Source organism: Streptomyces sp. S.PB5 (genome assembly GCF_030403745.1).
In the GTDB taxonomy this organism is placed as follows: Bacteria; Actinomycetota; Actinomycetes; order Streptomycetales; family Streptomycetaceae; genus Streptomyces.
This window is the reverse complement of record NZ_JAQMWP010000005.1, coordinates 260,955-274,077: the sequence shown is the minus strand read 5'-3', so window position 1 is coordinate 274,077 and position 13,123 is coordinate 260,955. Positions and strand designations below refer to the sequence as shown.

Genomic DNA, 13,123 nt, shown 5'->3' with positions numbered 1-13,123 from the left:
CCGAGTCACCGAGTGACTGAGCCAGTGAGTCACTGACGACGACCGCCGGTCGTACCCCTTCGGATCCGTTCGTACGTACGGGGATGGGGACGCTCCGCACGTACGAACCTTCAGGGCCTGCCCCTGGCTCCCGCTGAGTGAGCGGCTCAGCGGAGCCAGGGCAGGTCCGCCCCCGCTTCGTTGGGCTGGAGTCCCTCGGCGACGATCTGCATGATCTCGCCGAGGGACTTCTGCTGTTCCGGGGTGAGCCGGTCGAAGAGCGCATTGCGTACGACGGTGACGTGGCCCGGCGCGGCCTGGGCGAGCACCTCGGCGCCCTGGTCGGTCAGCACCGCGAACTGGCCGCGCTTGTCGGAGGGGCAGTCCTCACGCCGTACCCAGCCGTTCTTCTCCAGCCGGGCGATGGCGTGCGAGAGCCGGGAACGGGTGATCTTGGCATGCATGGCCAGCTCGGTCATGCGCAGCCGCCGGCGCGGGGACTCGGCGAGCTTGACGAGCAGGCCGTAGTAGATGTGCGGCATGCCCGCGTCGCGCTGGAGCTGGCGGTCCAGGTGGTCTTCGAGGAGCGTCGTGGCGTGCAGATAGGAGCGCCAGACGCGCTGCTCCTCATCGGTGAGCCACTGCGGCTCCTCAGGGGTGGTGGATGGCGATGCCGTGTTCATGGGTTCCACTGTACGAGAACTCTCCTTGAAACTTAAACAAGTTCGGCCTACACTTTTTCGAGCAATGCGTTTTAGAGTTCAAGCAATGGTCGTCTTGGGCCGCCTTGAGCCGACTTGGATCTCGCGCAGCACCGTCCGGAGGGAGCCGCCGTCATGTCCGCCGCCACCCAGGAGCGCATGCCTGCGCTCTACCTCAGCCATGGCGCCCCGCCCCTCGCGGACGACCCGATCTGGCCCGGCGAGCTCGCCGCCTGGTCCGCCGGCCTTCCGCGCCCCAAGGCGATCCTCATGGTCTCCGCCCACTGGGAGGAGGCCCCGCTCGCCCTCGGCGCGGTGGAACAGGTCCCGCTCGTCTACGACTTCTGGGGCTTCCCCGAGCACTACTACCGAGTGAAGTACGACGCCCCCGGCGCCCCCGCGCTCGCCGAGTCCGTACGCAAGCTGCTGCGCGCCCCCGGCATCCCGGTCCAGGACATCCCGGACCGCGGCCTCGACCACGGCGCGTACGTCCCGCTCGTCGAGATGTTCCCCGAGGCCGACATCCCGGTCCTGCAGATCTCCATGCCGACCCTCGACCCGGTCAGGCTGATGGAGATCGGCCGCAAGCTCGCGCCGCTGCGCGACGAGGGCGTGCTGATCGTCGGCTCCGGGTTCTTCACCCACAACCTGGCCGCGCTGCGGCAGGGCGGCATCCCGGCGTGGTCGGCGGAGTTCGACGACTGGGGGCGCGGGGCGCTGGACTCCGGGGACGTGGACTCCCTGCTCGACTTCCTCCACAAGTCCCCGGTCGGCCGACTGGCCCACCCGCGCACCGAGCATTTCGCACCCCTGTTCGTGACGATGGGGGCCGCGGACGCGGCCGGCGAGCTGAGGGACCAGAAGTCGGTGATCGACGGGTTCTGGATGGGGCTGGCGAAGCGGTCGGTGCAGTTCGGCTGAGGGTGGGGTGAGGGCAGTTCGGCGAGGGTGGTTCGCCGAGGGCGGTTCGGCCAGGGCGGTTCGGCCAGGGCGGCTCGGCTGAGGTTGCCGGGTTGCCGGGGTTCGCTTCGGCCGGGTCTGGCGGAGCGGGGTGAGGTGCGGTCGGCTGGGCTGGGCTGGTTGAGGCTCGGTCGGCCGGAGTGCCGAGACGCGCCGAGATGTGGTCGGTTGGGCTGGTCGAGGAGCCGTCGGCTGAGCCGGCCGAGGAGCGGTGGGCTGGGCTAGAGGTCCTTCTCGTACCAGGCCACGTCCCAGTAACGGCCGAACTTCCGGCCGACCTCCCGGTACGTGCCGACGTGCCGGAAGCCGAAACGCTCGTGCAGCCGCACGGAGGCCTCGTTGGGCTGGGCGATGCCCGCGTAGGCGCGATGGACGTCCTGGCCCGCCAGATCCTCGAACAGGGCCTTGTAGAGCAGCGTGCCGATCCCGCGGCCGCCCGCGTGCGGAGCGAGATAGATCGTCACCTCGACGGAGGTCGCGTAGGCGGCCTTCGGGCGGAACGCGCTGGATGTGGCGTAACCGAGAATTTCTTGTGAGTCCGCATCCGCGGCAACTTTTAGGAGATGCGGACCGTCTACAGGGTGGGAGAGCAGCCAAGGGCGGCGCTCTTCCGGGGTGAAGACGGCCGTGTCGAAGGTGATCGGCGTCTCACGCACGTAGTGGTTGTAGATGTCGGTGAGGGCCCTGAGGTCAGCCTCGACTCCCGGCCTGACCTGCACCTCAGTACGTTCCGTCGTCATCCGACCTCCCCGTGTGGCCGCACAGGGTACTGCATGATCAGAAAAATAGTGGTGCGGGTTGGGAATTCTGTCCTGATTCCAGTCGTTGTTTCCATCGGAAGCAGGGCACCCGAGGACAGTGCCAAGACGGTGCCAGGCTCCGACAGGACCACCCGCCAGCCCACCATCGCAAGGGAGCACGCATGGCAACCCGTGCCGTCGCCCGTCGTCAGTCCGCCAAGGGCGGGACTGCCGCGGCAGGCAGTGTTCGCGCCCATGGCGGCGAGATCGCCGATCGCGACCTGGTCGGCATGTACCTCGACGAGATCGCGCGTACACCGCTGCTCGACGCCGCCAAGGAGGTCGAGCTGTCACAGATCATCGAGGCGGGTGTGTTCGCGAGGCAGATCCTCGACGGATACGAGGAGTCCAGGGCGGACGCCACCCGCGAAGAGCTGGAGGCGCTGGTCGCCGAGGCCGAGCGGGCGAAGGACATCTTCATCCGCTCCAACCTCCGCCTGGTCGTCGCCGTGGCTCGCCGCTACCCGAGGGCCGGTCTGCCGCTCCTCGACCTGATCCAGGAGGGCAACGCCGGACTGGTCCGCGCGGTGGAGAAGTTCGACTACCGCAAGGGCTTCAAGTTCTCGACGTACGCGACCTGGTGGATCCGCCAGGCCATCACCCGCTCGATAGCCGACCAGTCCCGCACCATCCGCCTCCCCGTCCACCTCGTCGAGGAGCTCGGCCGCATCCGCCGCGTCCAGCGCGAGTTCAACCGCGAGCACGGCCGCGACCCCGAGCCCGCGGAGATCGCCGCCGAGCTCGGCTCCAACGCGGACCGTGTGACGGACGTCCTGGACTGGGCCCGCGACCCGGTCTCCCTGAACATGTCGGTCGACGACGAGGGCGAGACCCAGTTCGGCGACCTCCTGGAGGACACGTCGGCGGTGTCGCCGGAGCAGTCGGTGCTGACCCTGCTGCGCAGCGAGGAACTGGACGACCTGATCGGCCGCCTCGACCAGCGCACGGCCTCCATCATCAAGATGCGCTACGGCATCGAGGACGGCCGCGAACGCACCCTGACCGAGGTCGGCAAGGAGCACGGCCTCACCCGCGAGCGAATCCGGCAGATCGAGAAGCATGCGCTGCTGGAGCTGAAGAAGCTGGCCCGGGACACCGGGTTCGACGCGGCGGCGTAGGCCGGGTCGGGCGCCGGCCTTGGTCCCGAGGGCGGGTCCTGAGGGCTCGTCCTGAGGGCTCGTCTTGAGGGTTGAGGGGCGTGCGTGTGCCCGCGTGCGCCGGGTCGTGAAAGCGGCGCAAACATGGCGGTGAATGACCGCTTCAACAGGCTGGGCCCCGGGAACAAGACTTCAGGGCCCAAGAGTTCGAGGTGTTCGAGAGATCGGGTTCCGGACGAAGAACCGGGCCCCTGAGCCAAGTCCCGACGCAATCCCCCCCCCGGCGCCGGGACTCCCCGCGAGCCGGACTTCGGCGCCCTTCCCCCCGGGTGCCGAGGTCCGGCTCTGCTCGTTTCCGGGGAGGGGAGGGGAGGGGAGGGGGAGGGGTGCGGGTGTGGGGGCGGGCGTTGGCATGGGTGTGAGCGTGGGGTGTGAGCGTGGGCGTGGGTGGGTTGGGGGCGGGGTAGGTCCGCGCCCGGGGCGCCCGGTCGGGGGTGCGTCTGCTTCGGGGCACGTCCGCATCCCGGCGGGTCCGCATCGGGAGAGAGGGACGCCTGAGTCGGCGGTTCTGCGGCGTGTTCGCTTCGCGGAGCGGGTCCGTCTCACGGCCGCCTGGTTCGGGGGCACTCGGTATCAGAGCCCGTCCGATCCGCGTCAGATCCGCCTACATCCGCGTACATCCACGCCGAGACATGCTGGACGGCGGGCTTCCCCGTACCTGAACCCCGGGGAGGCCCGCCGGATGGCAGATTGTGTCACATGGGCATAGCCTGCCGATGTGAGCAGCCCCACCCCCGCCCAGCCCTCGCCCTCCGCGCCCGCCTCCCTGACCGAGCGACGCAAGGCCGAGACGAGGATGGCGATCGCCCGAGCGGCAGCAGGACTCTTCGTGAAACACGGCCTGCGTGCCACCCGCGCCGAGGACATCGCCCAGGCGGCGGGCATCGCCCCGCGCACGTTCTACCGCTACTTCGCGACAAAGGAGGAGGCGGTGGCACCGCTGTACGCGGCGGGCGCCGAGCGCTGGGTGGAGGCCGTACGGCACGCCCCGGCGGAACTCTCGGTCCGCGAGGCCCTGGAACACGCGGTACGCCGGACTCTGACGCCGGGTGCGGGGGTCTCGGCGGCGTCCTGGGAATGGGTCCGCACGTTGATCCGGCTGGCGGAGAGCAGCCCGGCGCTGCGGAAGGTCTGGGCCGAGGTGTGTCTGGGGACGGAGCGGACGTTGGCGGGGGTGCTGGGGGAGAGGGTGGCGAGGACTCGGGTGGAGGCCGACGTATCGCCTTCCGGCGGCGGGGAGTTGGGGGAGCGGGAGGAGTTGGAGGAACCGGGGGCGCTGGGGGAGCTAGGGGAACTGGGCGAACCGGGCGAGCGTGGCAGACAGGAAACTGACAACGTTGCCCCCTTGTCACCGGAACTCCGATTCGCGGCGGCGGTGGCAAGCGCAGCCGTACGAACGGCCGTCGAGGCCTGGGTCGCGGGAGACGCACGGGCGACCGAGGAGACGGGACCGGCGAGCCTGGCGTTGCGGAATCTGGGGGCGACGGACGCGTATCCCTGGGAGAAGGCCGGCTGAGGCCGACGTCGACGCCGACCTGTGCTGGGGGGGGGCAACCGCCCCACCTATGCCCTGCGGGCGGTCGTGCGACGGCAGCTCATCTTCCAGCCGCCCTGCGGGGAGCCGTATGACGGCATTCCCACCTCACCCCCCGCCTCATCCCCACCCAGCGCGGGCACTTGTGCGGCGGCCCCCCGCCCGGCCTGTGGGTGTTTGTGTGGCGGCACCCTGACTCCTGCCTGGCCTGTGGGTGGTTTGTGCGACGGCACCTGCCCCATGCCCTCTGCCCGGCCTGCGGGGCGTTCCTGCCGTGGCACCCCCTACCCCGCCCGCTTCCCAGCCTGCGGGCAGGCGTGCCGCTAGGGGCGGCACGGGTGGGCGCTGGGGCCCCCCTCCGGGGGAGGCGCCCCGCCAGCGCGGGCGAGCGTCACCCACCGCGCAGCAACCCCCACCCCGGCCAACCCCCAAACCCGGCTCAGCCAACCCAACTCCGGACGTCAGCTCACCCAACCAAGCCCAGCCCGGCTCAGTTCAGCTCAGCTCAGCTCAAGCAACCTCGATCCAGCCCCGTACCCCCTCGCCCACCCCCCGCCCGATTCAACCGCCCACCCAACTCCCGTACACACCCCACCAGTTCCTCCGGCCCCCGCACCGTGAACTCGCAACCCACCATCGCCAGCCGCACCGCCATCCACTCCACCGCGTCCCCCACGGTCGCCCGCAACCGACACCGCCCACTCCCCAACTCCTCCGGCACCCCCACCCACCCCGGCACCCGAGCCGCAACGAACTCGGCCGGCGCCTCGAAGACCACGTCCATCTCGTACGTCGACTCCTGCCGCCGATACATCGACTGCCGCAGATACTCCGCCGCACTCCCGGTCGGCAACTCCCGCGGAGCGAACCGCGCCCCGGTCGCGAACGGCTCGCTCACCCGGTCCACCCGGAACGTCCGCCAGTCGGCGCGATCGAGGTCGTACGCGACGAGGTACCACCGCCGTCCGGTGGACACCAGCCGGTACGGCTCGACCACCCGCCGCGAGTCCGCCCCGTCCCGCGCCCGATAGGCGAACCGCAGCCGCTCCCGCCCGGCGACGGTGGACGCCATCACGGTCAGCGTCTCCGGCGCGATGCTCGCCCCGTCCCCACTGGTGAGAGGCGTGGTGGCGGCCTGCAGGGTCGACACCCGGTGCCGTAGCCGAGACGGCAGCACCTGCTCCAGCTTCGCCAGCGCCCGCACCGACGCCTCTTCGACCCCTTCGACCGCGTGCCCGGCCCCCGCCCGCAGTCCGACCGCGATGGCGACGGCCTCCTCGTCGTCGAGGACGAGCGGCGGCATCGCCTTGCCCGCGACGAGCCGATAACCCCCGTCGGCCCCCTTCGTTGCCTGTACGGGATACCCCAGCTCCCGCAGCCGGTCGATGTCCCGCCGAACGGTCCGGCGGGAGACACCGAGCCGCTCGGAGAGCTCACCGCCGGGCCATTCCCGCGGGGTCTGGAGGAGGGAGAGGAGTTGGAGGAGCCGGGCCGGAGTGTCCGTCGTCATGAGTTCGAGGATGCCGCAGAAGTAGGACACGATCTGACCTAATGGGGCCGTAGCTTCAGAACATGACCTCTCAAGGCGCTGTCTCCACCGAGACCGAGATCGCAACCAAGAGCAAAACCAAGAGCAAAACCGAAACCGGAAGCGCGGAGCTCCCGGCTGCCACGGCCGTCACGGCCGTCACGCCCGACCGCCGCCGCTGGTTCGCTCTCGCGATCGTGATGACCGCGGCATTCATGGACCTCGTCGACGTCACGATCGTCAACATCGCGATCCCGTCCATCCAGGCCGACGCCGGCGCGACCGTCAGCCAGATCCAGTGGATCACCGCCGGTTACGCGCTCGCCTTCGCCGCCGGACTGATCACCGGCGGACGGCTCGGCGACATCCACGGCCGCAAGCGGCTGTTCCTCATCGGCATCGGCGGCTTCACCCTCGCCTCCGCGCTCTGCGGCTTCGCCGCGAACCCGGAGATGCTGGTCGCCGCCCGGATCCTGCAGGGCGCGATGGCCTCGCTGATGGTGCCGCAGGTGCTGTCGATCGTGCACGCCACGTTCCCGGCGGAGGAACGCGGCAAGGTGTTCGGCCTCTTCGGCGCGATCGTCGGCCTGGGCGCGGTCTCCGGCCCGCTGCTCGGCGCGCTCCTGACGGAGTGGAACCTCTTCGGCCTCGAATGGCGCCCGATCTTCCTCATCAACCTCCCGGTCGGCATCGCCGGCCTGATCCTCGGCAGCCGCTACATCACCGAGTCCAAGGCGCCGCGCGCACTGCGCCTGGACCTGGTGGGCGTCGCGCTGGTGACGCTGGGCCTGCTGATGCTGCTCTACCCGCTGACCCGCGGCCGTGAGCTGGGCTGGCCGCTGTGGGGCCATGTGTCGATGGCCGGCGCGCTCGTGGTCTTCGGGGCGCTGGTGGCGTACGAGAAGCACAAGACGGTCCGCGACGGTTCCCCGCTGGTCGAACTGTCGCTCTTCAAGGTGAAGAGCTTCGCGGCCGGCATCGCGGTGCAGACTGTCTTCGGCATCGGCCTCGGCATCTTCTTCCTGGTCTGGACCCTGTACATGCAGGTCGGCCTGGGCTGGCGCCCGCTGAGGGCGGGTCTGACCGGCGTCCCCTTCTCGATCGCGGTCTCCTTGGCGGCGGGGCTGTCCGTCCAGAAGCTGGTCCCGCGCTTCGGCCGCAAGGTCCTCCAGGCGGGCGCGCTGACGATGGTGGCGGGCGTCCTGCTCTACCTCTGGGAGGCCGACCGTTACGGCATGACCATCGCCCCCTGGCAGATGGCCCTGCCCTTGATCGTGATGGGCGCCGGCATGGGGCTGATCTTTGCCCCGCTGACCGACATGGTGCTGTCGGGCGTACCGCGCGAGCACGCCGGTTCGGCGTCCGGCCTGATCAACACCGTGCAGCAGATGGGCAACGCGCTGGGGCTCGGTCTGGTCTCGGTGGTGTTCTTCGGGCAGATCGCGGACGGGCTGCGGCCGGAGCAGATCGGCCCGGAGTTCGTGGCGGCCTTCCAGTACGCGCTCAAGTGGGTCGCGGTGGTGATGGCGGTGATCTTCCTGCTGATGTTCGCGCTGCCGAAGCGGGCGGTCCAGCATCTGGAGGGGGCCGAGGCGACGCAGGTGACCGAGGGTCCGGAGGGTTCCCAGGGGTCCGAGGGTTCCCAGGGGTCCGAGGGGTCTAAGGCTTCCGAGGGTTCTGTGGGCTCCGGAGGTTCTGTGGGGGACAAGGAGCCGGAGCTCGTCTGAACGCACGGGAAAGGCCCGGCACCTGGGTTCGCCCGGGGCGCCGGGCCTTCCGTCTGTCCCGACCAGGCCCGATGGGCCGCTCCGCGACCGGCCGGAAGTCCGTTCCGGCCCCTCCGGCAGGCCCGTTCATGCCCGATTAGGCCCGAACCTGTTTACTTTCCGGAAATCCGGGCGTAGCCTCCCAGCGAAACCACAAGTTCGGGCACAAGTCGGAAGTGACCGGACATCGGTCCGGACGAACGGCCGGACATTCACGTCGGAGGCGAGCGGACATGTACGCACCGGAGCGGCAGCAGGAGATCCTCCGGCTCGCCCGTGACGGCGGCCGGGTGGACGTGGTGTCGCTGGCCGAGGAGTTCCAGGTCACCGCGGAGACCATCCGCCGCGACCTCAAGGCCCTCGACCGCGCCGGCCTCCTGCGCCGGGTGCACGGCGGCGCCATCCCCGCCGGGCGCCTCGACTTCGAACCGGACCTCGCCGAGCGCGAGACCACCGCGGCCGACGAGAAGGACCACATCGCCAAGGCCGCCCTCGCGGAACTCCCCACCGAGGGCACCCTCGTCCTCGACGCCGGTACGACGGTGGCGCGCCTCGCCGCCGCCATCCCGCTCGAGGCCTCCCTCACCGTCGTCACCCACAGCCTGCCGATCGCGGCCCGCCTCGCGGACCACCCCGGCATCCAGCTCCACCTCGTCGGGGGGCGCGTACGGCACCGTACGCGCGCCGCCGTCGACGCCTGGGCACTCCGCGCGTACGGCGAAATCCGGGCCGATGTCCTTTTTGTGGCAGCCAACGGCTTCTCCGCCGATCATGGCCTCACCACGCCTGACCTCGCCGAGGCCGCGGTGAAGCGCGCGGCCCTGGCCGCCGCGCGCCGCGTGGTGCTGCTCGCCGACTCCTCCAAGCACGGCCAGGAGCACTTCGCCCGCTTCGGCGACCTGAGCGACGTGGACCTGCTGATCACCGACAGCGGGCTGAGCCCCGAAGACGCCACCGCCATCGAGCGCGGCGGCACGGAAGTAGTGCGCGCATGATCCTCACCGTCACCCCGAACCCCTCCCTGGACCGCACCTACGAGGTCCCCTCCCTCGACCGCGGCGAGGTCATCCGCGCCACCGGCGAGCGCATGGACCCGGGCGGCAAGGGCGTGAACGTCTCGCGCGCCGTCGCGGCCGCCGGACAGCGCACGGTCGCAGTACTGCCCCTGGGTGGTGCGCCGGGGGCGCTCGTCGCGGACTTGCTCGACGCGCAGGGCATCGAGGTCGCGCCGGTCCCGGTCGCGGGCGCCACCCGCTCCAACATCGCGCTCGCGGAGGCGGACGGGGTGCTCACGAAGATCAACGCGCCGGGGCCGGAACTGTCGGCGGAGGAGCAGGAGCTGCTCCTGGAGACGGTGCGCGAGCAGTCGCGCGACGCGGCGTGGATCGCCTGCTGCGGGAGCCTGCCGCGGGGGCTCGCGCCGTCGTGGTACGCCGACGTGGTCGCGCGGGCGCACGCCGGGGGCGCACGCATCGCGCTGGACACCTCGGGGCGTGCGCTCCTGGAGGCCCTGCGCGAACGCCCCGACGTGGTGAAGCCGAACGCCGAGGAGCTCGCGGAAGCCGTCGGGCGCCCCCTGGCGACCGTGGGCGACGCCGTGAAGGCGGCCGAGGAGTTGCGCGAGATGGGCGCACGCGCCGTGCTCGCGAGCCTGGGCGCGGACGGCCAGCTCCTCGTGGACGGCGCGGGCGCCTGGTTCGCGAGCGCCCACGTGGACGTCGTACGCAGCAATGTCGGCGCAGGCGACTCCTCCCTGGCCGGCTTCCTGATCGCCGGCGGCAGCGGCCCGGAGGCACTCGCCTCGGCGGTCGCACACGGCGCGGCGGCCGTCCAACTGCCCGGCAGCGTCATGCCGACCCCGGACGACCTGAACCCCGCGGCCGTCTCGGTGACGACGGAGGTACCGGTGGACCGCCCACTGAAGGAGCCGGTGTCATGAGCGACCTGACGGCTTGTACGAGGGTGCCCGCGCCGGTGGTGCGCGGCGCGGGTACGAGGGTGCCGGCGCCTGCGGTGCGCGGTGCGGGCGCGAGGGCGCTGGCGCCGGTGGCGCGTGGCGCGGATACGGCGGTGCTGGCGCCGGTGGCGCGTGGCGTGGATACGGCGGTGCTGGCGTCGGTGGCGCGCGGTGCTGCGGTGCCGACGTCCGTGGCGTGCGGCGCACTCTCTCATGAACTGGCCATCAAGCGGCGAGGCTCCCCGTTACTCGTCGCGGCCTGCGGGAGGCAGGGCCGCCTGAGCCGCCCTGCCGCCCGGTGGGGGCGGGGCTTCCCCGGTTCCGCCCCCACCACCCCTGGCCCCTCCCGCCCGACCCACCCCGCAATCCCCTACTTCACCCCCGTCCCCGTCCCCGCCCTCGCCACTCCCCAGGCGATACGCGTGCGAAGGAGCCCGCGATGAGCGACATGATCACCGCGGACCTGGTCGATCTCGACCTGTCCGCCGACACCAAGGAAGCGGCGGCACGCGCCCTCGCCGAACGCATGGTCTCCCTGGGCCGGGTGACCGACCTGGAGGGCTTCCTCGCCGACGTGGCCGCCCGTGAGGCCCAGATGCCGACCGGCCTCGACGGCGGCATCGGCATCCCGCACTGCCGCAGCGAGCACGTCACCGAGCCGACGCTCGCCTTCGGGCGCAGCGCGGCCGGCATCGACTTCGGCGCGCCGGACGGTCCCGCCGACCTGATCTTCCTGATCGCGGCGCCCGCCGGTGCCGACGACGCCCACCTGACCATCCTGTCGTCGCTGGCACGGCAGCTGATGAACGCGGAGTTCACCGACGCGCTGCGGTCGGTGGGGGACGCGGCGGGTGCGGCGGCGCTGATCCGCGGGGACGCGCCGGCGGCGGACGCCGAGGGCGCGGGTGCTTCGGAGGGCGCCGCCGAGGGCGCGAAGAGCGCCGTGAGCGCCCCCGCGGGCGCCTCTGCAGACTCCGTGGCGGCGTCGGGGGCGGCCTCCGCCGATGCCGCCACGGGTAACACGGCCCCGGCGCCGGGCGGCGCGAGCGCTCCGGCGCCGGGCGCCACGGGTGCCGCGGGTGCCACGAGCGGCGCATCTGGCGCGTCCGGCGAGGGCGAGCGCCCCTTCCGGATCGTCGCCGTCACCTCCTGTCCGACCGGTATCGCCCACACCTACATGGCGGCCGAGTCCCTGGAGAACGCCGGCCGCGAGGCGGGCGTCGAACTCGTCGTCGAGACTCAGGGCTCCGCCGGCTTCACCCGGCTCGACCCGGCCGTCATCGCCGCGGCGGACGGCGTGATCTTCGCCCACGACGTCCCCGTACGCGAGAAGGACCGCTTCGTCGGCAAGCCGACGGTCGACGTCGGCGTGAAGGCGGGCATCAACCGTCCCGCCGAGCTGATCGGCGAGGTGCGCGGGAAGGCGGCGCGCGGTGAGGTGACCGCGGCGGCTCGGCCCGGCGGTGGCACCCCCGTGGAGCGCGCCGGTGAAGCCGGCGAGGGCTACGGCACCAAGCTGCGCAAGTGGCTGATGTCCGGCGTGAGTTACATGGTCCCGTTCGTCGCGGCGGGCGGTCTGCTGATCGCCCTCGGGTTCGCGATCGGCGGCTGGAAGATCGACAAGGCCCAGCCCGTCATCGAGCATTTCGACTGGACCCAGACCCAAAGCTGGGGCGCCCTGATGTTCCAGATCGGCGTCGCGGCCTTCGGCTTCCTCGTGCCGGTCCTCGCCGGATACATCGCGTACGGCATGGCGGACCGGCCCGGTCTGGTGCCCGGCTTCGTCGGCGGTGCGATCTCCTTGACGATCGGTGCGGGCTTCCTCGGCGGCCTGGTCGCCGGCCTGATCGCCGGTGGCGTGGTCCTCGGCATCCAGCGGATCAACATCCCGCCGGTACTGCGCGGCGTCATGCCGGTGGTGGTGATCCCGCTGGTCGGCTCGGCGGTCGTCGGGTTCCTGATGTTCGTCGTCATCGGCAAGCCCATCGCCGAGGCGCAGAAGGGCCTGACCGACTGGCTGAACAGCCTCTCCGGCACCAACGCCATCCTGCTCGGCGTCCTCCTCGGCCTGATGATGTGCTTCGACCTCGGCGGCCCGGTCAACAAGGTCGCGTACACCTTCGCGACGTCCGGTATCTCGGTCGCGGCCCCGAGCGACTCGGCGATGAAGATCATGGCGGCCGTGATGGCGGCCGGCATGGTGCCCCCGCTGGGCATGGCCCTCGCGACCTTTGTCCGCAGGAAGCTGTTCACTCCGGCCGAGCGCGAGAACGGCAAGGCCGCCGTGGTTCTGGGAGCCTCTTTCATCTCCGAGGGCGCGATCCCCTTCGCAGCGGCCGACCCGCTCCGGGTGATCCCCGCCTCCATGGCGGGCGGCGCAGTCACCGGCGCGCTGACCATGGCGTTCGGCTCGACCCTGCGCGCTCCGCACGGCGGCGTCTGGGTCACCTTGCTGATCGGCAAGCCGATCCTGTACCTGCTGGCCATCGCGGCCGGCACGGCGGTCACGGCAGGCCTGGTCATCCTCCTGAAGGGCATGCGCAAGACGACACCGGAGGGCGCTCCGCTCGTTGAGTCCCCGGCGGCCACGGCCGCAGAGGCGAAGCAGCCGGTGGCGGCGTAAGCGCTCGGGCGGGCGAAGCTCCCACTTGTCCCTTTGAAGCGCTGTGAGTTGTTCACGGCACCTGCGAGATACATCACGGTCCGGGCCAAAAGGCCCGGACCGTGGTGTCTACTGGAGC

General features: G+C 71.3%; 11 protein-coding genes. 8 read left to right on the top strand and 3 right to left on the bottom strand.

From position 1 onward, the window contains the following. Window positions 1-146: 146 nt before the first annotated feature. The gene (locus PH203_RS15185) at window positions 147-662 is read right to left on the bottom strand and encodes a MarR family transcriptional regulator (protein ID WP_289920468.1); all 516 of its coding nucleotides are present in this window, start codon (window positions 660-662) and stop codon (window positions 147-149) included. A 153-nt stretch (window positions 663-815) separates the two neighbouring features. Between PH203_RS15185 and PH203_RS15180 the strand changes: the two genes are divergently transcribed. Further along, window positions 816-1,601: a class III extradiol ring-cleavage dioxygenase gene (locus tag PH203_RS15180; RefSeq protein WP_289920467.1), complete on the top strand. Its 786-nt coding sequence runs from the start codon at window positions 816-818 to the stop codon at window positions 1,599-1,601. Window positions 1,602-1,861: 260 nt separating this feature from the next. Here the strand turns inward: PH203_RS15180 and PH203_RS15175 are convergent, their stop codons facing one another. Further along, the gene (locus tag PH203_RS15175) at window positions 1,862-2,380 is read right to left on the bottom strand and encodes a GNAT family N-acetyltransferase (protein WP_289920465.1); all 519 of its coding nucleotides are present in this window, start codon (window positions 2,378-2,380) and stop codon (window positions 1,862-1,864) included. 182 nt (window positions 2,381-2,562) lie between these two features. On the opposite strand from PH203_RS15175, the gene PH203_RS15170 reads away from it, so the two are divergent. Further along, complete coding sequence (locus PH203_RS15170; protein WP_289920464.1) at window positions 2,563-3,558, top strand: sigma-70 family RNA polymerase sigma factor; 996 nt, start codon at window positions 2,563-2,565, stop codon at window positions 3,556-3,558. A gap of 835 nt (window positions 3,559-4,393) precedes the next feature. After that, window positions 4,394-5,113, top strand: coding sequence for a TetR family transcriptional regulator (locus PH203_RS15165; RefSeq protein WP_289920720.1), 720 nt, complete (start codon window positions 4,394-4,396; stop codon window positions 5,111-5,113). Window positions 5,114-5,636: 523 nt separating this feature from the next. On the opposite strand, the gene PH203_RS15160 is transcribed toward PH203_RS15165, so the two are convergent. After that, entirely contained in the window at window positions 5,637-6,641 is a 1,005-nt protein-coding gene (locus PH203_RS15160) for a YafY family protein (protein ID WP_289920719.1), read from the bottom strand. A 218-nt stretch (window positions 6,642-6,859) separates the two neighbouring features. Here PH203_RS15160 and PH203_RS15155 point away from each other — a divergent pair, with 218 nt between their 5' ends. The 5 genes from PH203_RS15155 (at window position 6,860) to PH203_RS15135 (ending at window position 13,005) form a co-directional block, all read left to right on the top strand. Continuing rightward, window positions 6,860-8,386, top strand: a complete 1,527-nt coding sequence (locus tag PH203_RS15155) for an MFS transporter (protein ID WP_289920718.1) — start codon at window positions 6,860-6,862, stop codon at window positions 8,384-8,386. Window positions 8,387-8,658: 272 nt separating this feature from the next. After that, window positions 8,659-9,420, top strand: coding sequence for a DeoR/GlpR family DNA-binding transcription regulator (locus PH203_RS15150; RefSeq protein ID WP_289920463.1), 762 nt, complete (start codon window positions 8,659-8,661; stop codon window positions 9,418-9,420). After that, entirely contained in the window at window positions 9,417-10,364 is a 948-nt protein-coding gene (gene pfkB / locus PH203_RS15145; protein ID WP_289920462.1) for a 1-phosphofructokinase, read from the top strand. The genes PH203_RS15150 and pfkB overlap by 4 nt, the downstream gene beginning before the upstream one ends. Further along, window positions 10,361-10,825, top strand: a complete 465-nt coding sequence (locus PH203_RS15140) for a hypothetical protein (protein WP_289920461.1) — start codon at window positions 10,361-10,363, stop codon at window positions 10,823-10,825. Before pfkB ends, PH203_RS15140 begins: the two co-directional genes overlap by 4 nt. Further along, window positions 10,822-13,005, top strand: coding sequence for a fructose-specific PTS transporter subunit EIIC (locus PH203_RS15135; protein ID WP_289920460.1), 2,184 nt, complete (start codon window positions 10,822-10,824; stop codon window positions 13,003-13,005). Before PH203_RS15140 ends, PH203_RS15135 begins: the two co-directional genes overlap by 4 nt. Window positions 13,006-13,123 lie beyond the last annotated feature (118 nt).